The organism is Ruegeria sp. CDSA079 (genome assembly GCF_059612245.1).
The window spans coordinates 37,648-60,619 of sequence record NZ_JBXWQF010000023.1 but is presented as its reverse complement, the minus strand read 5'-3'; the positions used below and the strand labels follow the sequence as shown (position 1 = coordinate 60,619).

Annotated in this window: 22 protein-coding genes; 10 read left to right on the top strand and 12 right to left on the bottom strand. The window is 55.6% G+C overall.

The features are described from left to right. Positions 1-417 (top strand): PaaI family thioesterase (locus tag AC2FJZ_RS19170; protein ID WP_496779637.1); only part of this gene is annotated, 417 nt, incomplete at its 5' end. Positions 418-477: 60 nt separating this feature from the next. Here AC2FJZ_RS19170 and AC2FJZ_RS19165 read toward each other — a convergent pair. After that, entirely contained in the window at positions 478-705 is a 228-nt protein-coding gene (locus AC2FJZ_RS19165; protein ID WP_050602417.1) for a DUF1127 domain-containing protein, read from the bottom strand. Between the two features lie 99 nt (positions 706-804). Here AC2FJZ_RS19165 and AC2FJZ_RS19160 point away from each other — a divergent pair, with 99 nt between their 5' ends. The 3 genes from AC2FJZ_RS19160 (at position 805) to rpsI (ending at position 3,319) form a co-directional block, all read left to right on the top strand. Continuing rightward, the gene (locus tag AC2FJZ_RS19160; RefSeq protein ID WP_496779635.1) at positions 805-2,208 is read left to right on the top strand and encodes an aminotransferase-like domain-containing protein; all 1,404 of its coding nucleotides are present in this window, start codon (positions 805-807) and stop codon (positions 2,206-2,208) included. A gap of 161 nt (positions 2,209-2,369) precedes the next feature. Next, on the top strand, positions 2,370-2,828 hold the full coding sequence (rplM, locus tag AC2FJZ_RS19155) for a 50S ribosomal protein L13 (protein ID WP_050602419.1): 459 nt from the start codon (positions 2,370-2,372) through the stop codon (positions 2,826-2,828). Positions 2,829-2,833: 5 nt separating this feature from the next. Beyond that, positions 2,834-3,319 carry a 30S ribosomal protein S9 gene (rpsI, locus tag AC2FJZ_RS19150; RefSeq protein WP_050602574.1) on the top strand — a complete coding sequence of 162 codons (486 nt, stop codon included), beginning with the start codon at positions 2,834-2,836 and terminating at the stop codon, positions 3,317-3,319. Between the two features lie 67 nt (positions 3,320-3,386). Here the strand turns inward: rpsI and AC2FJZ_RS19145 are convergent, their stop codons facing one another. From AC2FJZ_RS19145 to AC2FJZ_RS19105, 9 genes are all read right to left on the bottom strand, one after another. Then, on the bottom strand, positions 3,387-4,547 hold the full coding sequence (locus tag AC2FJZ_RS19145; protein ID WP_496779633.1) for an ABC transporter substrate-binding protein: 1,161 nt from the start codon (positions 4,545-4,547) through the stop codon (positions 3,387-3,389). A 25-nt stretch (positions 4,548-4,572) separates the two neighbouring features. After that, positions 4,573-6,459 carry an AMP-dependent synthetase/ligase gene (locus tag AC2FJZ_RS19140; RefSeq protein ID WP_496779631.1) on the bottom strand — a complete coding sequence of 629 codons (1,887 nt, stop codon included), beginning with the start codon at positions 6,457-6,459 and terminating at the stop codon, positions 4,573-4,575. A 5-nt stretch (positions 6,460-6,464) separates the two neighbouring features. After that, entirely contained in the window at positions 6,465-7,238 is a 774-nt protein-coding gene (locus AC2FJZ_RS19135; RefSeq protein WP_496779629.1) for an ABC transporter ATP-binding protein, read from the bottom strand. Then, positions 7,235-7,999 carry an ABC transporter ATP-binding protein gene (locus AC2FJZ_RS19130; RefSeq protein WP_496669867.1) on the bottom strand — a complete coding sequence of 255 codons (765 nt, stop codon included), beginning with the start codon at positions 7,997-7,999 and terminating at the stop codon, positions 7,235-7,237. Before AC2FJZ_RS19130 ends, AC2FJZ_RS19135 begins: the two co-directional genes overlap by 4 nt. After that, positions 7,996-9,093 carry a branched-chain amino acid ABC transporter permease gene (locus tag AC2FJZ_RS19125; RefSeq protein ID WP_496669868.1) on the bottom strand — a complete coding sequence of 366 codons (1,098 nt, stop codon included), beginning with the start codon at positions 9,091-9,093 and terminating at the stop codon, positions 7,996-7,998. The genes AC2FJZ_RS19130 and AC2FJZ_RS19125 overlap by 4 nt, the downstream gene beginning before the upstream one ends. A gap of 3 nt (positions 9,094-9,096) precedes the next feature. After that, the gene (locus AC2FJZ_RS19120; RefSeq protein ID WP_050602424.1) at positions 9,097-9,972 is read right to left on the bottom strand and encodes a branched-chain amino acid ABC transporter permease; all 876 of its coding nucleotides are present in this window, start codon (positions 9,970-9,972) and stop codon (positions 9,097-9,099) included. A 73-nt stretch (positions 9,973-10,045) separates the two neighbouring features. Then, entirely contained in the window at positions 10,046-11,074 is a 1,029-nt protein-coding gene (locus AC2FJZ_RS19115) for an alcohol dehydrogenase catalytic domain-containing protein (RefSeq protein ID WP_496779627.1), read from the bottom strand. Between the two features lie 195 nt (positions 11,075-11,269). Then, complete coding sequence (locus AC2FJZ_RS19110; RefSeq protein ID WP_496779625.1) at positions 11,270-11,794, bottom strand: hypothetical protein; 525 nt, start codon at positions 11,792-11,794, stop codon at positions 11,270-11,272. A gap of 281 nt (positions 11,795-12,075) precedes the next feature. Beyond that, the gene (locus AC2FJZ_RS19105; RefSeq protein WP_496779623.1) at positions 12,076-13,380 is read right to left on the bottom strand and encodes a tetratricopeptide repeat protein; all 1,305 of its coding nucleotides are present in this window, start codon (positions 13,378-13,380) and stop codon (positions 12,076-12,078) included. A 125-nt stretch (positions 13,381-13,505) separates the two neighbouring features. On the opposite strand from AC2FJZ_RS19105, the gene AC2FJZ_RS19100 reads away from it, so the two are divergent. From AC2FJZ_RS19100 to AC2FJZ_RS19080, 5 genes are all read left to right on the top strand, one after another. Beyond that, positions 13,506-13,784: a hypothetical protein gene (locus tag AC2FJZ_RS19100; RefSeq protein ID WP_496779622.1), complete on the top strand. Its 279-nt coding sequence runs from the start codon at positions 13,506-13,508 to the stop codon at positions 13,782-13,784. A 1-nt stretch (position 13,785) separates the two neighbouring features. Continuing rightward, a complete protein-coding gene (locus AC2FJZ_RS19095) occupies positions 13,786-15,423 on the top strand; it encodes a sulfatase-like hydrolase/transferase (protein ID WP_496779620.1) in 1,638 nt (545 codons plus the stop codon). Positions 15,424-15,523: 100 nt separating this feature from the next. Then, positions 15,524-17,191, top strand: coding sequence for a sulfatase-like hydrolase/transferase (locus tag AC2FJZ_RS19090; protein WP_496779618.1), 1,668 nt, complete (start codon positions 15,524-15,526; stop codon positions 17,189-17,191). Between the two features lie 60 nt (positions 17,192-17,251). Continuing rightward, on the top strand, positions 17,252-18,496 hold the full coding sequence (locus tag AC2FJZ_RS19085; protein ID WP_496779616.1) for a DUF3179 domain-containing (seleno)protein: 1,245 nt from the start codon (positions 17,252-17,254) through the stop codon (positions 18,494-18,496). A 108-nt stretch (positions 18,497-18,604) separates the two neighbouring features. Next, positions 18,605-19,357 carry an outer membrane protein gene (locus tag AC2FJZ_RS19080; RefSeq protein WP_496779614.1) on the top strand — a complete coding sequence of 251 codons (753 nt, stop codon included), beginning with the start codon at positions 18,605-18,607 and terminating at the stop codon, positions 19,355-19,357. Positions 19,358-19,816: 459 nt separating this feature from the next. Here AC2FJZ_RS19080 and AC2FJZ_RS19075 read toward each other — a convergent pair whose 3' ends face one another. Further along, a complete protein-coding gene (locus tag AC2FJZ_RS19075; RefSeq protein WP_496779612.1) occupies positions 19,817-20,686 on the bottom strand; it encodes an amidohydrolase family protein in 870 nt (289 codons plus the stop codon). Next, a complete protein-coding gene (locus AC2FJZ_RS19070; protein WP_496779610.1) occupies positions 20,683-21,696 on the bottom strand; it encodes a nuclear transport factor 2 family protein in 1,014 nt (337 codons plus the stop codon). Before AC2FJZ_RS19070 ends, AC2FJZ_RS19075 begins: the two co-directional genes overlap by 4 nt. 152 nt (positions 21,697-21,848) lie before the next feature. On the opposite strand from AC2FJZ_RS19070, the gene AC2FJZ_RS19065 reads away from it, so the two are divergent. Then, entirely contained in the window at positions 21,849-22,925 is a 1,077-nt protein-coding gene (locus AC2FJZ_RS19065) for an ABC transporter ATP-binding protein (RefSeq protein WP_050602576.1), read from the top strand. Positions 22,926-22,972: the final 47 nt, after the last annotated feature.

Below are 22,972 nucleotides of genomic sequence, written 5' to 3'. Positions count from 1 at the left end.
CTGTCGCAATACCTCAACGAGGTGTTCCCTCAGGTGCATCAGGACTTTGTTGTCGAAGATCTGACGGAGGACACCATCACCATGCGTCTTGTGGTGCAGGAAAGACATCTGCGCCCCGGCGGCACAGTGTCAGGGCCGTCCATGTTTGGTCTGGCGGATGTCAGTGTCTATGCGATGGTTTTGGCGCGAAAAGGGCGGCAGTCCTTGGTGGTGACGACCAACAGTTCATTGGATTTTCTGCGCAAGCCAGCCGGGGGCGTCGACTTGATTGCAAGCTGCCGATTGCTGAAGCTGGGCAGGACGCTGGCGGTTGGGGACGTCTTGATCTTTTCCGAAGGCGTGGATGGTCCGGTTGCACGTGCAACGATGACCTATTCTATTCCACCTGCAGGCTCTGTAGCGGCACAATTCGGATAAAAAAGGCCGGGGACAGGCCCCGGCCCAGGAAGAGGTCCCAAAATTGGGACTGGGGATTCCTTAAACCTGCCAGAAACAGCGCTTTACTTCGCGGTGTGCCTGGCGCCGGGTCAGGCCGACATCCTGTAGCAGCCGGTCATCCAGATAGCCCAGGTTGACGCGGCTGCGCCGACGGCGCTCCCATTGAGTGACAGCCGCCGCAAACCGCACGGCCAGAGATGCGATCAGAGGCAGCCGAGGGCTGTCGTTCAGCAGCATAAGGGCGGGGTTGTGCATCGTGCGTGTCATCTCGGTATTCCTTTCAAATTGTATTGACACAAAGTAGTAATGTTCGGTACAAGAGTTTGATACATTCGACATTGTGTCAAATGCAAAGGAAGAATTGTAATGGATACAATTTGGCCAGACACATTGCCAAAATCCAAGGGGCCAAAATACACCTTGGTCGCTGATACAATTCGAAAAGCGATCGAGAACAAAACGTTAGATATCGGAGCCAAGCTGCCGCCCGTGCGTGAACTTGCTTTTCGGTTACAGATCACACCGGGCACGGTTGCGCGAGCTTATACGATTCTGACGGATGAGGGCTTGCTACAAGCCGAGGTTGGACGTGGTACATTTGTCGCTCCTCCGAAATCTCCGATTCTGGACGATGTCTGGTCGCGGCAACTGCACCTCGCCGAGGCGCAAAACGCCAACCACGTCAGCTTGTTCAGCCCACGTTTGGTGGATATGGGGCAGGTTTCGCTGGTGCGTGAATGTTTGCAGAAGGTGGCGCAGTCTGATCCGGCCTTGTTCATGAATTATCCGACGCGCGACGCCTACAAACCCATGCGGCAGGTGGTTGTCGATTGGTTGTCGGATTTGCCACTGGGTCAATTGACGGATGACGACATTGTACTGACCCATGGGGGGCAGAACGGGTTGTGTCTTGTGTTTCAAAGCATCCTTCAGGGTCCAAAACCAGTCGTGCTGGTTGAAGATCTGTCTTATGCCGGGTTCCGTCGCGCGGGTGAACTGATGCGAGCTGAAGTGGTTGGTATTCGAATGGACAAGTGGGGCATTGATCCAACCGCCATGGAACATGTGCTGCGCCAGACGCCAGCCCAGATCATCTGTGTCTCACCCGAGGTACAAAACCCCACTGCATTGCACACTCCCCTGGAACGGCGGAAAGAGGTGGTCGAGATTGCGCGACGTTTCGATGTGCAGATCGTCGAGGATGATTGCTACCGGATGGGCGATGCCAAGGAACCCAGCTTTCGTGCGCTTGCACCTGAACGGGGTTGGCACGTGTCTTCGATTTCCAAGATACTGACCCCGGCGTTACGGGTCGGTTTTGCAATCGCCCCGAAAGACCGCAGCGCAGATCTGCGCCGGTCGGCGGAATACGGGTATTTCGGGTTGGCGCAGCCACTGGCAGAATTAGCGCGGCTTTTGTTGTCCGACCCTCGAACCCGGCAAATCGCCAAGGACGTGCGCATGAGGATGGGGGATTACGTTCGTGTGGCAGTGAATGCATTAGGTGGTTTTGATCTGAACTGGGCCCCGGATGTCCCCTTTGTCTGGCTGAATCTGCCGTCCGGCTGGCGTGCCGCGGCCTTTAGCCGTGCGGCAGAGCGTGAGGGGATTCAACTGCGTTCGGCAGATGAGTTCGCACTCCGGGATGGGCGCGCGCCCAACGCGGTGCGTATTGCAGTGAACGGGCATGTTTCGTTGCAACGGTTCGAGAACGCGATGGTGCGGCTGCGAAACCTGTTGGACAATCCACCTGAGCAAATCAGTGTCTGAAATTGGGGTAAAATAATACCTATTTTGTAAGTTGTTGTTTTGGCATGTGAAAAACTGATCTGCTGTGCTTGACCTGCGCGCAAGCACCCCATAAAACCCATCCATCGAATTCGGACCGCTCCGCTGGGGCGGTCTTTCACATCAAACAGGACTATCCTGCCATGAAAACCTTTTCTGCAACACCTGCAGACATCGACAAGAAATGGATCCTGATCGACGCCGAGGGCGTTGTTCTGGGCCGTCTTGCCTCGATCGTCGCCATGCGCCTGCGTGGCAAGCACAAAGCGTCGTTCACCCCGAACATGGACATGGGCGACAACGTCATCGTGATCAACGCTGACAAAATCCAGATGACCGGCAAGAAGCGCGAAGAAAACTTCTACTGGCACACTGGCCACCCGGGCGGCATCAAGTCGCGCACCAAGCAGCAGATCCTCGAGGGCAAGCACCCCGAGCGCGTCGTGACCCAGGCGGTCAAGCGCATGCTGCCGGGCAACCGCCTGTCGCGTCAGGTTATGACGAACCTGCGCGTCTACGCTGGTGCCGAGCATCCTCATGAGGCGCAAGCGCCCGAAGTTCTGGACGTTAAGTCCATGAACAAGAAAAACACCCGGAGCTAATGACCATGGCTGATCAGATCAATACTCTCGAAGAGCTGAGCGCCGTTGCAGGCGTTGAGGTTGTGGCCGAAGAAGTCATCGTGCGTGAACCCGTACGTGACGAACTGGGTCGTTCCTACGCCACCGGCAAGCGTAAAGACGCTGTCGCCCGCGTTTGGATCAAGCCGGGCTCCGGCAAAGTCACCGTGAACGGCAAAGACCAGGACGTGTACTTCGCGCGCCCCGTTCTGCAGCTGATCCTGCGCCAGCCGTTTCAGGTTGCCGGCGTAGAAGGCGAGTTCGACGTTGTTGCAACCGTCAAAGGCGGTGGCCTGACCGGTCAGGCCGGTGCGGTAAAGCACGGCATCTCGAAAGCGCTACAACTGTACGATCCGAGCCTGCGTGGCGCTCTGAAAGCCGCAGGCTTCCTGACCCGCGACAGCCGCGTTGTGGAACGTAAGAAATTCGGTAAGCGCAAAGCCCGCCGTTCGTTCCAGTTCTCCAAGCGTTAATCGCCGGGAATATCAAAAAAGAAAGGGCTCGCTCTCGCGAGCCCTTTTTCTTTGCCTCTACATTGGTTTATTCCTCGTAAACCAGCTTCCACGTTCCGTTTTCAACGACATTGACGAACACGGTATCCGCGCCTTGATGATCATCCGGTCCATAGGTGATGTGGTTGCCGACCAGATCGTCCTGATAGTCCAGCGATTCCATGGCTTCGATAAAGCTGTCATGAGTCAGGTCCGGGCCTGCGGCCTCAAGCGCTTTGACCATCATCTCGGCAGCAGAATAGCCCAGCATTGCGAACCCAACCGGATCTTCACCCGTGGCGGCCTTGTACTCTTCGATAAATGCGGCGGGTGCGGGCTCATCCGCGCGGGCCCACAGATCCTGCCATGAGGCAGCCGCATAGAAGCCTTCGGTCACGCCTCCGGGAACCTTCGCCACGACTGTAAGAAAACTGGCCGAGGTGCCCAGGAATTTCATATCCGTCAGGCCCATTTTCTTGGCTGTGCCAACTACGGTAATTGCCTGACGAACGCCCAGCGCCATCGTGACAATGTCACAGCCTTCTTCCTTTAGTTTGCTGAGTGAGCCCACGAAATCGGTCTCATCTGGTTTATGCGTGGTCTCGGATCCAAATGTGATCCCGGCCTCTTCCGCCCCGGCCTTGCTGCCTTCCAGAATTTCCTCGCCAAAATCGGTGGGCAGATACATTGTGCAAACGGTTTGCGATCCAAATTCACCTGAGAGGTATTTCACGCCCACGCGGGCTTGATCATAGTAAGTTGAGAACGAGGTGAACTTGTTGCGCATCGGCTCTTGCAACATCTGCCGCGCTGCTGTCAGAGGGGCGACGTTGGGAATGCCCTTCGGATCCAAAAGTTTGAACCCGGCCATGTTCATCGGTGTGCCCAGAGATTGCAGCATCGCGAAAACTTTGTCCCGGTTCAGCAGTTTGTTATAGCCCTGCATGGCACGCGGCATTTGATAGCCGTTGTCTTCAACAACAAAGCGGATTTGCCGGCCGTGCACGCCTCCGGCTGCATTGACACGATCAAACACGACATTTGCGCCTTTGGTGGCAGGAACGCCAACAGCAGCGAATATGCCGCTTAGATCGTTGACCGACCCGATGACGATTTCATCATCGGTGACGCCTTGAGTTTGGGCCAAACCCATGGTGGCCGAGGCGGTCAAGGCCGTGGCGACAGCCAATAGTTTGAATGAATTTCTCATCTCTCTCCTCCCGAAATTCCTTTGATTAACTGTACATGTCTTCAATCAGATGTCCGTGCTTCTTTTCCACCAGCCCGCGTTTCAACTTCATCGTGGCGGTAAGTTCGTCGTCTTCGGCGGTCAAAAGTACGTCGATCAGCCGGAAATCCTTGATCTGCTCGACCCGTGCAAATTCACCGTTCACTGCTGTAACCTCGGCACCGATCAGATCGCGGATCTCGGGCGCGGCACATAGCGAGGCGAAGTTCGAAAACGGGATTTTGCGGTCCTGGGCAAACTTCTCGACATTCTCCTGATCGATCATGATCAGGGCCGTCAGGTATTTACGCCTGTCACCGATCAGGATCGCGTCAGAAATATAGTGACTGAACTTCAACCGGCTTTCGATCTCGGCCGGGGTGATGTTCTTACCGCCTGCTGTGATGATGATGTCTTTCATGCGGCCCGTGATGGTGACGTAGCCATCCTTGTCGATATGCCCCATATCCCCTGTGCGCAGCCAACCGTCTGCTGTAAAAGTCTCGGCCGTTTTGACGTTGTTGCGCCAATATCCCTGAAAAATGTTCATGCCTTTCAGCTGGATTTCACCGTCGTCTGAGATGCGAATGTCGCAGCCTTTAACGACCTTGCCGATGGTCCCGATCCTGTTGCTTTCAACGGTATTGAGCGTGGCAAGCCCCGAGGTTTCAGTCATCCCAAAACCTTCGACCAAAGGCACACCGATGGCCCAGTACCATTTCAACAGGTCAGTCGAAATCGGTGCAGCGCCGGTCCCGCCCCGACGTAGCTTGTCCATTCCCAACATGCGGCGCAGGTTCTTCAGGACCAGTTGATCCCATACCCAGAATTGGGCGGTGATACTGGCAGGAACAGGTTTTCCTGCCGCTATGTAATCGGCGCGACGCGCGCCAGCTTTCAATGCCATACCAAAGGCCGCGCGCCCCAATGGTGTGGCCTCCTGCGTCAGGATCTGCACATGCGCATAAATCTTTTCCCACACGCGCGGCACAGCGGTGAAGGTCGAGGGCGAGACCTCTTGCAGATTGGAAAAGACGGTCTCCGGGCTTTCTGCGAAATTCACCGTGCAGCGCGCCGCAAGCGGAAAATAGACCGACACGTCCCGTTCCAGAATATGACAGAGCGGCAAGAAGCAAAGCTGCTCATCGCTGGCCAGAACCGGCAAGGCTCGTGCGCCGGATTCGATAGCGGCCAGGATATTTTCGTGACTCAGCATCGCGCCCTTGGGCTGCCCGGTGGTGCCCGAGGTATAGACAAGTAGGGCGGTATCCTGCGGTTTCCCCAGCGCGATTTCGGCCTCGAACCGACCGGGATCGGTGGCCTCGACCTGCTGGCCAAGCGCGTAGAGGTCGTCGATCATCATGCCGCGTGGGTGTTTGAGGTCGTGCAGACCTTCGTCTTCCAGAATGATCACCTTGATCAGATCCGGAACCTCAGTCTCGATTTCCAGGAATTTGTCCAGATGTTCTTCATCTTCGACGATCAGGAATTTGCTGCCACTGTCATTGATCAGGTATTGCAGCTGACTGGCAGAGTCTGTGGTGTAAACGCCCGAGGCTATCCCTCCGACACCCTGAATACCCATGTCGAACCAAGCCCATTCCTTGCGGTCCTCGGACAGGATCGAGACCACATCGCCGCGTTCCAGCCCCAGATTGCGCAACGCCAAACCGATCCATTTGGCGTGTTGCCAGTAATCGGCCCAGGAGTAGGATTTCCAGATGCCCAGATCTTTTTCCCGATGCGCGGTGCGGTCGCCCAACTCGGCACATCGGTGTTGAAACAATTCGCTGATGGTGATGCAGCCATCGACCCTTAGCGGCCGCTGACCCGTCGTTGCGTTAAAGCGCACGCCGTTGATGGTGGTCTGCGGGGGCAGGGGGGTGGCGTCCATCCGTCTTACCTCCACGTCTTTTTCCGCTTCCAGCGCCGGTTTTCCCGCGCGCCGTCTTCCTGCACCCCAAGATAGAAGTTCTGGATGTCCACGGACTTCAACAGAACTTCAGCGCTCCCGTCCATGACGATGCGACCAACCTCCATCACATAGCCATGATGGGCGAGATCCAGTGCCGCATGAGCGTTTTGTTCAACAAGCATCATAGTCATCTGCTGTTCTTGGTTGAGACGATTTAGGATCTCGAAAATCTCTTGCACCAGCATCGGCGACAAGCCCAGCGAGGGTTCATCCAGCAACATGATACGAGGCCGGGCCATTAGTCCACGCCCGATGGCCAACATTTGCTGCTGACCACCCGACAAGGTGCCAGCCTCTTGCCCACGTCGGTCTTTGAGGACCGGAAAATAGCTGAAGACCAGTTCACGATCCTGCTCGATCTGGTGTTTATCCTTGCGGGAATAAGCACCGAGGCTGAGGTTCTCATCAACGGTCAGAAGTGGAAAGACCTCGCGCCCTTCTGGAATGTGTACGATACCGCGCTGAACGACCTTATGCGGCTCGGCCCCCTGAATGTCATCGCCATCAAAGGTGATTTGACCCTTCTCCGGGTCCATCACGCCCGAGACGGTTTTCATCAGCGTCGTCTTTCCCGCGCCATTTGCCCCAAGGATCGAGACGATCTGCCCTTCGTGCACGTCCAAGGAAACGCCGCGAATGGCCATGATGGGGCCATAAAAGCTTTCGACATTGCGGATTCTCAGGATCGGCGCACTCATGAGGCTTTCCCAAGATAAGCTTCGATCACGGCCGGGTGGGATTGTACTTGGGCCGGAGAGCCGAGCGCCAGTTTAGCGCCGTCGGCCATGGCCAAAACCCGATCCGACACGCCCGAGACCAGGCCCATGTCGTGTTCCACCATCAAAACGGTGATACCCATCTGACGCCGGATGTCATCGATCCACCACCGCATATCACTTGTTTCTTCGACTGAAAGACCCGAGGCCGGTTCGTCCAGCAGCAGCAATTTGGGATCGGTTGCCAAGGCACGCGCGACCTCAACCACCTTTCGCACACCGTAGGGCAACCCCGCGATCATCTTGTCACGATAGGCCTGAAGATCGAGAAAATCGATGATCTCTTCAACCTTCTCGCGGTTCTCTATTTCCTGCTGTCGGGCGGATGGAAGAAACAACAATTCGGACAGCAGGTTTGTTTTTCGGTGCTGGTGTCGCCCGACCAGAAGGTTTTGCAGAACGGTTGCGTGCTCAAACAGTTCGATATTCTGGAACGTCCGCGCCACGCCGTAAGCTGCGACGCCCGAGGGTTTGACACGCAGCAGATCATGGCCATCAAACCGGATCGACCCGGCATAGGGGTCGTAAAATCGCGAGATCAGGTTGAACACTGTCGATTTTCCGGCGCCGTTGGGACCTACAATGGCAAAAACCTCGCCTTCTAGAACCTCGAATGACAGGTCATCAACCGCAGTGAGGCCGCCAAATTTCAGGGTCACGTTTTCAAATTCCAGCAAGCTCATCTCAGGCGCTCCGTCCTCAGATAAGATTTTTGCCGTTTAAACATGTCCTTTCGGTAGAAGGGGAACAGCTCGAACCAGGTCCGGATTTTAAGCCAGCGGCCATAAAGGCCCATGGGTTCGAACAGAATGAAGGCGATCAGGATCATACCGAAGATGCCGAATTCCAGCCCCGGAATGGCGACGGTATTGCCGCCGAACAGGGCACCGGCGTATTCCTTCGAAATTGACAGAAATTGGGGCAGGAACCCGATCACGATCGCGCCCAGAAATGCCCCGTGGATCGACCCCAGCCCGCCGATCACGATCATCATCAGCAACTGGATCGAAATCAGAACGCTGAAGGTTTCGTTGTTGAAAGCTCCGGCAAACAGTCCCATCAGCGCCCCGGCCCAGCCCGTCACAGCGCAGGACAAGGCGAATGAGATCATCTTGGTCCGCGCGATATCGATGCCCATTGCCTGCGCGGAAACCTCTGAGTCACGCACAGCGATAAAGCTGCGCCCCAGCGGCGCACGTAGCAGGTTGATATAGCCCAATGTGACCAGAACAGTGACGATCAGCACCAGCCAGAAGAATTGATCCGGTGTACCCCAGCGGTCTACCAGATGGCCAAAGATCTCGACCCCTCCGACATACTTGCCCGCGACGCCTCCGGTTATTGGTTCGGACAGAACGATGATGTCGTCCATCAGGATCGACAGGGCCATAGTGAAGATGGCCAGATAGATGCCGTGCAGCCGCAGGGCAGGGATCGCCACCGTCACGCCCGCGATGCCGGTTAGAATCCCGGCCAGCGGGAAGGCGATCAGAAAAGGAACCCCTGCTTCGATCAGTGCAATATTGGCATAACAGCCAAAAGCCAGAAAAGCGGCGTGCCCCAGGCTGACTTGCCCGGTATGTCCGGTCAGGATCATCAGGCCCAGCCCGGCAATGGCCCAGATCAGAACGTTTGTCAGCTCACCCAGATAGAACGCGTCCAACCACCAGGGGGCAGCGGCGACAACGGCCAGCAGGATCAGATACAGGCTAAGTTGATACCGGTCTTTCCAAGGCCGAATATCCTGCATGTAATTGGTTTTGAAAACAATCCGCATGGCTCAGACCTTTTTGACCCGAACCTGACTGAACAGCCCGTTGGGCCGGAAAATCAGTACGGCAAGAAGAAGAGCATAGGGCGCAACCTGACTGTAGCCCGCAGCAATATAACGGCTGGAAAAGGGTTCGATCACACCCACGATCAGCCCTCCTGCCAATGCACCCGGCAGGCTGCCAAAGCCGCCAATGACCGCCGCTGCAAAGGCCTTGATGCCCAGCAAACCGGTCGTCGGGTCCACCGCACCCTTGGCGGCAAAGAGGATACCGGCGATCCCGGCAACAACCCCGGCCAGTGCCCAGATAAAGCCCTGAACGCGTTTGACCGGAATGCCCATATAATACGCCGCCAATTGGTTTTGCGACGCACCCTGCATCGCAAGACCCAGTTTGGTGCGGCTGAAGAAGACATAGAGCGCCCCGGTCAGAAGGATCGTGACGACAATCACCGCAACATCCTCCATCCCCAGCACCAGACCGCCAAAGCGGGCTTCTTTGCCTGCAAGCGGGTTTTGCAGCGTTTGCGGCTCATGCCCCCAGATAAGGCCTGCCACAAAGCGGATCACGAACCCCAAAGCGATGGTCAGGATGACGACGGCGGTTTGGCTTTCACCGAACAGTCGCCGGATGATCAGTCGATCCAGCAGATAGCCCAGAGCGCCCATAATCCCCAGTGAGATCGGCAAGGCCAGCCAGAAGGGCAGGCCCATATATTGGGTATTCGTAAGACCGATGGTCACAAAGGCCCCCAACATCATGAAATCGCCCTGCGCGAAATTCACCGCCTCGGTTGCCTTGTAGATCAGAACAAAGCCAAGTGCGATCAGGCCATAGACGCAGCCATTCGCCAGCCCGCTGATCAGCAGCTGTGCGTTATCCAAACTGTCCTCCCTCCAACGACCAACCGATGCCGTCAGCCTCACGCAGGTTCTCGGGTTGCGTGGGGTTCTTCTACTATGGCGTGATTATCACCTTTCCGTCACTCTTTTTCAGCGCGTCGGCCAAATTCGGCACCAGATTCCTGAGCGTAAGGTGTTCAGAAACATCTGTTTTCCAGCGCCCGTCCGCAAAACGTGCCTGCACTTCGGTCACCACCCGCATCTGATCTGCAGGCGGTGTCGACATCATCCATTGCGTCAGCCAAAAGCCTTCGATCCGCTTGCCCATAAAGATCAACTGGCCGGTCTGGGTCAGAGTCGGCGCTTCGGTTGAGAGCCTGCCGTAAGTGATCCAACGTGCACGGTTCGGCATGGCGCAGAACAGCTTTTCCGAAAGTTGGTCTGTCACGGCGTCCAGGAAAACGCGTGGTTTCAGAGATGCGCTAAGTTCCGCGAGCTGTGCGACCACATCCGAGTCTGTCGTTACCAATACTTCGGATGCACCCAGGTCTTTGAGCATGTCTATCGTCTCGGCGCGCCGCACCAACGCAATGGGTTTCAGCCCCAGATCGCGCCCCAGGCTGCACATGAGTTTTCCAAGCTGGCTGGTTGCGGCAGACACAACAAACGCATCGCCGTCGGCCTTAGCCATGTCCACCATCGCCATCGCGGTCAGGGGGTTTACGATCTGTGCGGCCCCGTCATCGTCTGAGATATCCGGCCTCAGGGGAATGCACATCTGCATCTGCGTGACGACATACTCCGCCCACGCCCCCGATCCGGCGGCGACAAACGCGACGCGCTGACCTTGCAGGGCTTCGGCGCCTTTGCCGGTGGCCACGACGTCACCGCATCCTTCAAACCCGGCAGGGGATCCTTTTACACGCGGCTGACCATACTCTCCCTTGATGAAATGCAGGTCCGATGGATTGACCGACGCTGTTCTCAACTTGATCAGAACCTGACCAGGTCCTGGCTGTGGCACAGGGATTTCTGCGGGTTCCAGCCATTCAGCTGCATCTGCGATGACCGGCCCGCTGGATGTGCCGGAATATCCGTCATGTTTTAAAAGGGTGGCAAACATGGTCTGCGGCAAATCTGTCATGTGGTCATCCTCGATCAAACAGGGTCACACGCGCCTTATTGAAACAAGTGCCCTAAAGAGGCGTGGCGCGAGCTAAGCGTTGGAATGAGCCAATCAAATGCGGCTTAGGGCGTCAATTCAATGCCGAAATAACGTGGGGGCACCCAAGATACGCCCATGGGGTGGGGCCAACCCAAAAGGTCAGCCCCAGGTATTTTATTGTTGAGTCAACAGGTTGGTTAGTTCTTGAATCTTCTGAGCGATGGTTTCGGGCGACTCTTTGATGTCGTTCACGATCTTGATCGCTTGCTCTTTCAGATCGGCGGCCAGAGTGCTTTCTTCCAGCGAAGTCATGATGCCGTCATAGTCGAAATTGGTTACGTCCAGCTTGCCCTCCTGAATCCAGGAACTCAGCAGTTCTTGTCCCTGACCGGCCAGCGCAGCAACCTGATCGCCCGCTTGTTGCGCAGTTTCAGATGCCTGATCGGCAACGGATGAGGCCGCCTCGGATGCCTGCTCGGTCAAAGATGAAGCCGCTTCCGCGGCTTGCTCGGTTGCGGCGTCAACTGCGTCGGATGCAGCGTCCTGTGCCGCAGTGGCCGCATCGGACAATGCGTCACCAGCGTCCTCTGCCGCCGATTGCAAACGTTCTGCCGGAGTTGGCTCAGGTTGGTTCAGGTAATAGTAACCGCCAACGCCGATTGCGGCGAGGACTATGATCAAAATAAGAGTACGCGACATGTGAATCTCCTTTGGAATTTGTGTCGCCGGGATGATGCAAAACTAACGCAGAGACAAAGGGGAATTCTTGTGAATTCTCAGCAGAATAGAGTTTTGGGCCAGGCCGCGCTGATCGGGCATACTGCATGTGGCAAGATCACGCTGCTTTGGCTAAGCCGTGGCGGAAATGCTCAGTGATCCGTCTGTGAAGGGTTGCCTTGCTCGAATTGTTGCTAACGTTAAGAGGTTAAGGTGGTGGGCATTCGTCAATTGCACGTAAACATCGCTATGTATGCGATCATTTAGTCTGGTTGCTGCGTCCATCCCGCAGCTTTCATCGCATCAATCAAAGACTCCACAGGTTCAGCTGTTGAAAATGCGCGCCTTTTGATTGTCTCCAGCGGGAAATCCGGCCAAGTCTGATTGAACATGCCGGCCAGTCTTTGGGCCTCTTTCCGTTCCCCATTCTTCCAATGTGCGGCCATGAGATAGGCGGCTGAGATTGGGCCAAAGGGGCCGCCCCGTGCAATGGTGGTTTCAAAGGTTTTAATGGCAGCCGCATATTCGCCACTGTGAAACTGGGCCGAGCCAAGCGCGTTATCGAAAACTAGACCGCCACCCGATTTGGCCAATTGTTTGTAGTGGTCGGATTGTTCAAGAAGCTGATCAAAGCGGGATGTGTACAACAAGATCAACGCATCAAATTCCGCAATATGAGGGTCCTGAGGCGCCATTTGCACAGCCCGACCCGAAAGCGTCAGCGCGCGGTCATAGTTCCCGGACCCGAACTCGAACCAGGCCCGAGCAGACATGGCCCAAGGGTCGTCCGGCGCAAACTCTATGGCGCGGGCGCTGTTCTTCTCTGCCTGTTGCAACAGAATCTCTATGTCAGGGCGTTCAGGTTGAAGAAGCGCCAGCATTGTTTCAACCTGGGCTGCTCCCGCGTAGCCGCAAAAATAGTCCGGGTCGCGTGCAACTGCGGTTTCGAAAATCTGCAACGCAGGACGCAAGCGTGACAGGGTGACAACCGGAAAAATCAATTCGCGGCCCGCGTTGCACAGGTTCATGGCCTCTATGCGCGCAGGAGCGACATCGTAGATGATCGGTCTATCCTTGCTTAGTCTGGTCGAAGAGGAGCCATACCAGACATAGAACCCTGCAATCGAGGCGATAAGGAACGCGGAAAGCGTCAGCAAGAAAGCAGCGAACAGAGGCCTGCGTGCACCGCGACGTGCATTTGTGCGAAGGGTGAATTCCGGCGCATAGCCGCCAACCGGCAGAGATATGATGACCGGATCCAAGGTTCCGTTTCTTTCATAATACGCGTCGAGTTTACGACGTACGCGACCCGCGTCCACCCGAACAACACCTTCGCGCTTGGACAATTCGTTTACGTCATAGCCGTACACATCCATTGCGATCGTCTTTGCGCGGATATTCTCGGCTCGTCCTGAAAGCGCCTCTTTGACCACGTAAGTCAGAAAGGACTGCATACGGCTGGATCCTCGGAATTCGTCTGACTGCAAAACATGTTTCAGCGCGGTTTCGATCTCGGCAGTTGAGGCCGACCGCTTATCTGTCTGCTGTGTTTCGCTGTCCGCGCCCATCAAGAACTATCCTTTTTCCACAAAGATTTGGTTCCGCTCTGCTACGGTAGCATGCGCCGTATTACGTACAAGACACATTGCTTCCCGTGCATATTTAGCCAGCAAGCTTATGGGTTTTGCCGATTATGATCGACGATGATTTCTTTGATGCTCAGTTTCCCAAGGCAGTGCCGCTGCTGAAGAAAATGCGCGCCCGAGACAAAGAGTTTGACCAGATCTGCACAGACTACCTCGAGCTTTTTGCGGAGCTGTCAAAGCAACCACAAGCCAAGGAAGTACCACAATCTCGATACATCGCGGATCTGGCCGAAAGCCTGTCGGATCTGCGCAGCACGATAGAAAAGCGGCTGGCCGCGCAAGGTGTCGAGTTGGCCGATAGATCTTACAACATTGGAGAATCCTGACATGTTGCTTAATCGTATCCTGCCCGCATTTTTTCTTTGCGCTAACCCGGTTCTGGCGCAGGACAATCCGATCATTCACGATGGAGAGTTTCAGTTCCTGCGCGCACAATTCGGAGAGGTATGGGATGCGCAGGACGCGGGCATCGACGCCAGGTTGGCTGAGATACGCGCATCGAATGGAGGGAACCCCCCTAACTTTCTGTACATCCTGGTCGACGATGTCAGTTTTGGCCAAATGGGGGACCGCAGGCTAAACTACGTCACGGGGATTGATACGCCGAACATCAACCAGGTCGCAGCCGAGGGGCTTTCGTTGATGCGCATGTATACCGAACCCTCTTGTACCCCGACCCGAACCGCGATGCTGACTGGACGCCATCCGGTGCGTGCCGGAGTGGAAGAGGTCAAGGTTGCCCTCGTGGGTGAGGGCCTGCCGGCCAGCGAGGTGACGCTTCCAGAACTCCTGAAACAGGTCGGCTATTCAACAGCCCATGTAGGCAAGTGGCATCAGGGCGATATCGAAGAGGCCTACCCGCACAATCAGGGCTTCGACTGGGCCGCATTCCCGCTGCATCAGCAGGTGCAGTTAAGCCTCATGATCCCCGAGGCGATGCGATCCAACACTATGCTGGGCTATGTGTCCGAAGGACAAAGCAACCAGTTCCAGTTGGACGAAAGGTTCAAGCCCTATGGTCTGGTCACAGGTGTTGAAGCTGTCGCCGGAGGGATGGCGCGTGAAGTGGATATGGCTGCAGGCGAAACCTGGACGCAAGCCAAATACGAAGAGATGAATGAACGCTACCAGCGTCAGGCGCTGGAGCAAATCGAACGCGTTGCGGCGGAAGACGCCCCATTTTTCCTGCAATACTGGCCCTTGTACCCGCTGAATTTTGTCTACCCTGAACAAGCGATTTCACGAAATGGCGGTTTCCACGCGGACAAATTGCAATTGCTGGATGGTTGGATCGGGGATGTTCTGGCCAAATTGGAGGAAACCGGCAAAGCCGACAACACCATCGTCATGGTGATGGCAGACAATGGTCTGATGTATCATTACGAGGGAACGTCCGGACTCAATCAGCTGATCTATCGCGGCGGAAAAACCCAGCACCTGGAAGGAGGTGTGCGCACCGATGCCTTCATCCGCTGGCCTGGTGTGATCGAAGCCAACAGCGCGGCCGGTGATATTTTTCACGTCTCAGATATTTTCACCACAATGGCACGGATTGCCGGGGCAACGGACCATATCCCACGTGACCGGGTGATTGACGGGATCGATCAGACAGCTTTGCTTCTGAATGGCGAGGGCCATGGCCGGCGGGATTACGTCTATGTCTACGAAGGACCGGTGTTGCGGTCGGTCGTCAAACAGGAGTTCAAGATGCACCTGCCGGCGCCAGGTCAGCCCGGTGCTGCCGCCCCGACCTATAACATCTATCGGGACCCGCGCGAGGAACACCCGCTGGTTGGATACTCGCTATGGGCCGGTGCATCGTTTCAGGACATGATCAAACGTCATCAGAAAATGATCGCAAAATACCCGCATTCCGAGATCGCAAAAGGTGAACCCTATAAAGGCATCGAAAATCTGCGCCCGGAAACGGAGCTGACCCGGGATGTCTTCATGAGTTGGCAGTGACTAAGGATAAAAACTCTCGATAATATATACTAATGTGTCAATATGAGGGGCGGGACATGTATTGTGAAACGCGCTTTGGAACAGTTTTGGGGGGATTGCGATGAAAGGTCTTAGGGTATTGGTTCTGGCGACTGGCAGTTTGGCTTCGGCAGCATATGCTCAACAAGACCCCATTCAACATGATGCAGAGTTCTACATTCTGAAAGACCAGCATGGCGAGCAATGGGCTCAGGACGACGCTGCAGTGGATGAGGCCCTGGCGGCGTTTCGTGACGCCAACAACGGAAAACCGCCTAATATCGTTAGCGTTCTGATCGATGATCTTGGCTTTGGTGACATGGGTATTCCGGAACTGAATGCCGTTCGCGGATATGAAACACCGAACATCAACGACTTTTCCGACGAGGCGATGCGCATGGTTCGAATGTATACCGAACCGTCCTGCACACCGACGCGCGTGGCCCAAATGACCGGACGCCTACCTGTACGCATGGGCATGGGGGACACAACTGTCGACATCGCGGGTTTCGGGCTGCCTGAGGACGAGGTGACGCTGGCGGAGATTCTGAAGCAAGCGGGTTACGCCACAAGCCATGTGGGCAAGTGGCATATGGGCGATATTTCCGAAAGCTGGGCCATGAACCAGGGGTTCGATTATGCCCAAATGGCTGTGCACCAGCAGGGGCAACTGACGATCTTTAACGACGACGCGATCAAGGAACAGGTTTCGGTGGGAATCCGGGATTTTGATGACAAGTACACGTTGGACGATTGGTTCCGCCCCGATGCCTCGGCCATGATGACCGTTATTGAGGGCGAGGCAGGCGGCCCGATCCGCGAAATCCGGATGGAAGCCGGAGAGCGTTGGAACGCGGCCAAGTACGATGAAATGAACGAGGCTTTTCAGGTCAAAACATTGGAGGAACTGGATCGGCTCAGCAGCGGTGCGGAGCCGTTCTTTTTGCAATACTGGCCGATGATCCCGCTGGACAACACGCGCGCCGGGCGCAGCGGTCCTGAAAGTGCCAATGGCGGGCTCTACGTGGACAAGATGCAGTTGCTGGATGAGTGGCTGGGCGATTTGTTCGATAGAATGGAAGCGTTAGGGGTCGCTGAGAACACGATCGTTGTCGTCATGGGAGACAACGGGCATTTTACCAAATATGCACCGCAGTCCGGGTTTACTCCGATGATATTTGCGGGTGGCAAGGGGGATACGACAGAAGGGGGTGTGCGCGTGGATGCGTTCATACGCTGGCCGGGGGTAATTGAAGCAGATGGATTGCTGAACAGCATCATCCATGTCTCGGATCTTTACACCACTTTGTCGCGGTTTGCAGGAGCGGATCAATACATCCCCCGTGATCGTCTTGTTGACGGTGTAGATCAGTCCGCAGCACTGTTGTTTTCAGATGAAACAAAGGCACGGCGCGACCATGTCATCATCTACTCGGTCGCAAAACCCGAGGCCATTGTCAAAGATCAGCTAAAGCTCAAACTTCCCGGACCGGGTGAGAGCGCAATTCTCGCGAAGTTCTTCGATCTGTTTCGCGATACGCGCGAGGAGTATTCGGTTTCGACCGAGGTCGGAGCGTGGGGCGGTCAGGAATTCGTTCGCATATTGGGGCGCCACAATGCGCGTAAAGAGAAGTTTCCAGATACGCCTCCGGCCTTTGGAATGCCCTATGAAGGGATCGAAAACATTCGCCCGGAAACACAACAGGCGGTCGAAGCGTTTGGTGTGAAACGCCAGTCTCCACTGCAATAGCGCGGCGGTCATCGCCACCGCGTTGTTAAGAACTGAACGTATGGACTTTAGGATGGACACATGTTGGTAACGATAGTTTTTGCACTTGGCCTGATCGTCTCACTTGGGATTGGCTTTGTCTATTTCCGAGACCTCGGGGACGTCTCTCAGATGGTGCTGAAGGTGAAGCGCGAGAACATGGTGCGCTTAATTCGCAATGAATACCGTCTGATCGCAGTCGGGTTGTGCGGGTTTGCCCTGGCGACGCTTGCACACTTTGCGCTTGGCGGTGCTCCTTTCTGGCTTTGGCTGACAAGCGCCGTGCTGGTGGCGTTTCTTTATGGGTTTCCCTACGTCTGGGTCCACCTCGGGCTGCGCAATCAGTTGAATGACGCGCAATACGTTTCCATCGAAGAGGCGCGGAAATTTGTGGGCCCGACCGCTCCGGTCATTGTCATTGACAACAACGGTCATGCCCGGGCGCACCCGGACGCTCAGATCATGCGGCCCCACCTGGCCGGCGATGCGCAGGGATTGGACGGAGAAGACGTTGTCATGACCTATTGCGCCATGGCCAATCTGGGGCAGGGTTATGTGCCTCGGATCGAAGGCCAGCGCCTGAATCTGGAGGTTCTGGCACAGCATGGCAACAATCTGATCCTGCGGGACAATGAAACCGGTGAGCCCATACAGCACATCTATGGGTTTCGCGAAGCGGACCGTGATCCAAACCCGGATGGCCCGGCTTGCCCTCTTCGCCCTGAGGCGCAGATGAAACCTTGGCCAACCTATCGGATGACCTTCCGAGGATTTCAAAAAGCCTTCCCGAATGGCGAGGTGTATCTGAACCGGCCGTCCTCGAACCCGATTTTGCGGTTGTTGGACATGGTGACGGAAATCACCTTTGGGTGGGGCATCAGTCGACAGCATCAGGAAGACGCACCGGTGATGGACAACATGGACCGTACCGACGACCGGCTGCCGAACAAGACCTATGTTTGGGGCATCAGCATCGGGCAAGATGCCACGTGCTGGACCGATGACTTTGTCGTCGACAACGATTGGATCGTGAATGCTAAGGTCGGCGGACGCGATGTTGTTGTCAGTCTTGATCCCAAGTTTGAAAGCTTGGGCGTTTGGTACAATGACAGCGGTCAGCCTGTGTCCCAATGCGATTTCTGGGGCAAGTCTGATCAGGGTCAGTTGCAACGGGTTGAAACCTTGCGAGCCGGAGTGTTTTGGCACGTCTGGTCCGAGTTTTTCCCAAAAACCGATATCAATCGTATCAAAGACAATGCGGCACAATCAAAGGAAACAGCTGCCTGAGAAATTGCGTTTCGCTGAACCCTCGCAAAATCCGCGGGATCAGCGATAAGGGGCAATGAATGATAAACCGACGGAAAAAGATTAATAGATTTCAAAGGGGGATGTGTGATGGCCACAGCTTTAAAAATAGGGACGGCTTTTGGGTTTGCTCTGGCGGCGGGCATTGGGTCAACGGTATCCGCGCAGCAGTCCGATTGGTCATATGAGGCTACGGTCTATCTGTTTATGCCTGAAACGGACTTGTCGCTGGCCACGCCGAATGGAACAATCGACGGGACACTCAGTTTTTCGGACGCGCTGGATATTCTGGATTTTGCGTTCATGGCTGCGTTTGCTGCTTCTGATGGGCGATGGCTGTTCTTGGCCGATTACACCAATTACACCAACCTGTCATTCAGCAATGGCACGCCGGGCCCGGCCATCTCCAGCGTTGATACCTCGGCCACGATAAAGTTCTTCAGCGGCTATGTCGGCTATCGTGTTTATGAGGCGCCGACAATAAGCGTTGATCTTGCAGGTGGTTTCAGATGGTTCAGCACCAGTACTCAATTCACCCTACAACCCGGAACGGCGCCTGGACGCAGCGCAACGGCCGATGACAACTGGACCGATCCAGTTATCGGGGCACGGGCAAGGGTCCGCTTTTCAGATAAATGGTCGGGGTCAGGGTTTGTGGATTATGGCGGCTTCAGAAGCGGAAGTGAGACCTGGCAGATTCTGTTGACCGCCGACTACGCGATTAATGATCGATGGCTGTTGCGGGGTGGGTACCGCTATATCTCTTTCGATCATGTGATCAATGGGAATGATTTCAAGTTCGATCAGTCCGGTCCTCTTTTGGGCGCAACTTATCGGTTTTGACGTTCCGATCCCGCAAATGGCAGACCCGTTGAACGAGAACGGTTCAAGCGGCTGAGGCCGATTTACAGTTCTGGAAACCTGACCAAACCGTGATCGTGCCTTTGGGGCCTGTTTTTCACGTCTGCAACTATCGATGGATCGTGGCGGAGAGACAGGGATTCGAACCCTGGGTGGGCTTGCACCCACAACGGTTTTCGAGACCGTTTTCTACATCAAAACAAAGGTCTTTATATCAGTAAAACAATGGCTTTGCGGCTGCAAGATAGGCAGGCTTGGCACGGAAAGCGGGTAGGGGTGTCATAGGAAAGCGTCATAGTGATTTCGGATGAGTGAACTTCTTCGGCGGTTACTGAAAGCGCATTGAGGTTCCGAAGGGCGGGAAGCTGTCTTTTGCCGCGACGGCAAAGCAGATGTTTTGAAATGGTGCCAAAGACCTTTGGCTTGTGTGCTTCTTCGCTATTAAATGCGATAGAAGCGTTTTGATGTGCCATGGAACACGTATTCGTGGCTTGAAATCGGGATAAGTTCCTGATGCCGGGAAACAACCTCTTTGTAAGTTGAAGTGAGGTTATCGACCGGGAAATTCGATCCGAACATGCAGCGATCGGCGCCAAACTGGGATAAGCAGTTTGAAACGATAGGCGCGACGCTTTCAGCGCTCCAGTTGTGATCGAACATTCCGAGGCCGGAGAGTTTGCAATAAACCTGCGGCAGGCTCGACAATGCTGTCAATTCATCTGCCCACCTTCGCAAACCTTGTGGTGTCCGGTCGTGTGGCGAACCAGCGTGGCACAGGGCTATTCGGGTTTCCGGAGATTGCGCAAGAACATCTGCGGCTTGCTCCATTAGTTCAGGCAGCAGCTGAAGGTCAAAGGAAAGGCCGCGAGCGCCCAGTTGCTTCAAACCAGCCAAGAATTTTGGGTCTTTTAGAAGTGAATTCGTGCCGGTTGAGGCATCTTCGCCCGGAGCCCGGCCAACAATCTGACGCACACCACGCACCGAGGGCAGCGTTTGAAGACAATCGAGTTGTTCGTCCAGATCATTAGATGTCAGATCGCAGAATGCCACTTGCACCAACGGCCAGTCAGGGAACTGGTCCGCAACGGATTGCACCCACTGAGCTTCGGCCCAGGGGTCTGCCGCACCGACCTGAATGTGTACCGAAGCGCCAAAGCCCATGGCTTCGGCATCTGCACGAAGTTCCGGCAGCAAATAGTCCCGCTGGATAGAAGACGGGTCGCCGAAAAAACGAACGATGCCTTTCTCCATGAGCCAAGGGTAATTCACTACCGAAAGGTTCCACAGGTGGTGGTGTGCATCTATCTTCATGGTTTTTCGATCCCTGTGGTGCGTGCCAGAATATCAACGCCTTGACCCTGCCAGAAGTGGAGCAGGTCGATGAAGATCCAGTTTTCGGCCAGTTTGTCACCAGCGCGGCGATAGATATCGATCACCCTAAACTCGCCGGGTTTACCAGTGGCTGGCATTCCCATGAACCCGCCTGAAGGGGTAGCGGTGAAGTTGGGCCAACCAAAAAAGCCGCCATAATGCCCTTCGGCCAGGCGGCAAATATGTTTGGTTTTTGATCGGTCTTTGAAAGCCGCACGGAAAGGGCCCGAGTGCTGCTTGGCATAGCGTTCTATCGTATAGGTCGCGCCAATCCCCTCGGGGCCCCACCAAATCATGTCCTTGTGCCAGGTTCGGGCCAATTCATCCTCAAGCGACACACCACTGTCCCATTGGCCGAGATCCGAGATCATCGCATTGATGACCGCCAGTGTCTTCTCGCCTTCTTCAACGGGTTGTTCGTTGAACAGCAGGCCGTCACGGGGCCGTGGTCCAGGTTGCACCAAATGCGCCGCTGTTTGTGGAGGAAAGGGGTTCTGTCCGGCTTGCACCATTAGGTGCGGTAAGTCGAAGTACATTGCTGTTTCGACGATCCTGTCACCGACGACTTTGTGGAATGCGCAATATCGCAGGAATGCCAATTTACCGGTTGGGCGAATGCCCAACCACGGTCGGTCGAACAGGCCCATCAAATGCCCCATGGACACGACCCAGACGTCAGCTTCGTCACTCAGTGAGTTTTCCCCCGCAAACATGATGTCCACACGGTTTTGCATGTGGGTAAGGCTGCTTTTCAGCGGCTGCCAGAATTGCTGGGCAACCTGTTCGGCGCCGCGGATTTCGTCGAACGGATGAAAGCCGCGCCACTTCAGGTCCGGAGCACAGAATCGGCTCATGACGGTCGGGGATTCGTGTTCTGACGCGGACTCCAGGTCAGTATGAAACGCGGAGACCAGCTTTTTTTCTGTCTGAAAGTTCACGGCGGTTACCATTGTAATCAGGGTTTTAGGAGAGGCGCGAGGCCGGTGCGAGTCGGATATCAGTAGCACGTTTGCATACGTATGCAAAAAAGTCTTGCCTGATTTGGTATATGCGAATTACTGTTTTGCAAACGTATGCAAACCGATTCCTTGCAGGGGGCACCATGGCGGAAATTCAATTGCGGAACGTCGGTAAGCGATGGGGATCATTCATTGGGGTTCACAATTTCGACCTGACGATCGCGGATCGCGAGTTTCTGGTGCTGCTCGGCCCCTCGGGCTGCGGCAAGACCACCACGATGCGCATGATCGCCGGTCTCGAGGACGTGACCGAGGGCGAAATCCTGGTCGACGGCAAGGTGGTCAACGACCTTGAGCCCAAAGACCGCGACGTAGCGATGGTGTTCCAGAGCTATGCGCTTTATCCCAACATGAACGTCTATGAAAACATCCGCTTTCCGCTGAAGGTTCGTGGAATCGACCCCTCGACGCACGACGACAAGGTGCGCCGTGCCAGCGCAATGGTCGAGTTGGACGATTTCCTGCACCGGAAGCCTGCCGAATTGTCGGGCGGTCAGCGACAGCGTGTGGCACTGGCCCGCGCCATTGTGCGCGAGCCGAACGTGTTCCTGATGGATGAGCCGCTCTCGAATCTGGATGCCAAGCTTCGGGTTTCGACACGGGCGCAGATAAAGAACCTCAGCCACGAACTGGCGGTAACGACCATCTATGTGACCCATGACCAGATCGAAGCCATGACGCTGGCCGACCGTGTCGTGGTAATGAAGCAGGGTGTGGTGCAGCAGGTCGGAAGCCCGACCGAAATCTATGACAGTCCGGCGAATACTTTCGTGGCCAGCTTCATTGGCTCGCCCGCGATGAACCTGATGGATGGTGAGGTTTCGGCCGGCGTGTTCCGTGCCGACCATGTCGAAATTCCGGTCGATGCGCCGGACGGCCCGATGACGCTGGGCTTCAGGGCCGAAGACGCCAGCCTTGCCGAAGGGCAGGGCCAAGTAACCGCACCGATCTACACGCTGGAACTGCTGGGCGACGCGACCATGATCTCGGTCCGGGTCGGTGGTGCACTGGTCTCGGTCAAAGCGGACAAAGCCTTCCGCGCCGAAATTGGCGAGCCTGTCTCGTTCTCGGTGCCAACAGAAATCTGTCACCTCTTTGAAGCTGAAAGCGGTGCGCGGATCGGGGAGAAACAACCCCACGAACAGCCCAAACGGGCTTAACACCGGTCCGGACGTCGACGACGGACCGATCCTGACAGGGAGAAACG

Bases quoted from the DNA above. Each gene is read 5' to 3' on its own strand.
- AC2FJZ_RS19145 (WP_496779633.1), bottom strand. From the start codon at position 4,547: ATGAGAAATTCATTCAAACTATTGGCTGTCGCCACGGCCTTGACCGCC.
- rpsI (WP_050602574.1), top strand. From the start codon at position 2,834: ATGGCTGATCAGATCAATACTCTCGAAGAGCTGAGCGCCGTTGCAGGC.
- AC2FJZ_RS19110 (WP_496779625.1), bottom strand. From the start codon at position 11,794: ATGTCGCGTACTCTTATTTTGATCATAGTCCTCGCCGCAATCGGCGTT.
- AC2FJZ_RS19090 (WP_496779618.1), top strand. From the start codon at position 15,524: ATGAAAGGTCTTAGGGTATTGGTTCTGGCGACTGGCAGTTTGGCTTCG.
- AC2FJZ_RS19165 (WP_050602417.1), bottom strand. From the start codon at position 705: ATGACACGCACGATGCACAACCCCGCCCTTATGCTGCTGAACGACAGC.
- AC2FJZ_RS19135 (WP_496779629.1), bottom strand. From the start codon at position 7,238: ATGAGTGCGCCGATCCTGAGAATCCGCAATGTCGAAAGCTTTTATGGC.
- AC2FJZ_RS19125 (WP_496669868.1), bottom strand. From the start codon at position 9,093: ATGCGGATTGTTTTCAAAACCAATTACATGCAGGATATTCGGCCTTGG.
- AC2FJZ_RS19065 (WP_050602576.1), top strand. From the start codon at position 21,849: ATGGCGGAAATTCAATTGCGGAACGTCGGTAAGCGATGGGGATCATTC.
- AC2FJZ_RS19160 (WP_496779635.1), top strand. From the start codon at position 805: ATGGATACAATTTGGCCAGACACATTGCCAAAATCCAAGGGGCCAAAA.
- AC2FJZ_RS19105 (WP_496779623.1), bottom strand. From the start codon at position 13,380: ATGGGCGCGGACAGCGAAACACAGCAGACAGATAAGCGGTCGGCCTCA.
- rplM (WP_050602419.1), top strand. From the start codon at position 2,370: ATGAAAACCTTTTCTGCAACACCTGCAGACATCGACAAGAAATGGATC.
- AC2FJZ_RS19095 (WP_496779620.1), top strand. From the start codon at position 13,786: ATGTTGCTTAATCGTATCCTGCCCGCATTTTTTCTTTGCGCTAACCCG.
- AC2FJZ_RS19140 (WP_496779631.1), bottom strand. From the start codon at position 6,459: ATGGACGCCACCCCCCTGCCCCCGCAGACCACCATCAACGGCGTGCGC.
- AC2FJZ_RS19075 (WP_496779612.1), bottom strand. From the start codon at position 20,686: ATGAAGATAGATGCACACCACCACCTGTGGAACCTTTCGGTAGTGAAT.
- AC2FJZ_RS19115 (WP_496779627.1), bottom strand. From the start codon at position 11,074: ATGACAGATTTGCCGCAGACCATGTTTGCCACCCTTTTAAAACATGAC.
- AC2FJZ_RS19130 (WP_496669867.1), bottom strand. From the start codon at position 7,999: ATGAGCTTGCTGGAATTTGAAAACGTGACCCTGAAATTTGGCGGCCTC.
- AC2FJZ_RS19085 (WP_496779616.1), top strand. From the start codon at position 17,252: ATGTTGGTAACGATAGTTTTTGCACTTGGCCTGATCGTCTCACTTGGG.
- AC2FJZ_RS19080 (WP_496779614.1), top strand. From the start codon at position 18,605: ATGGCCACAGCTTTAAAAATAGGGACGGCTTTTGGGTTTGCTCTGGCG.
- AC2FJZ_RS19100 (WP_496779622.1), top strand. From the start codon at position 13,506: ATGATCGACGATGATTTCTTTGATGCTCAGTTTCCCAAGGCAGTGCCG.
- AC2FJZ_RS19070 (WP_496779610.1), bottom strand. From the start codon at position 21,696: ATGGTAACCGCCGTGAACTTTCAGACAGAAAAAAAGCTGGTCTCCGCG.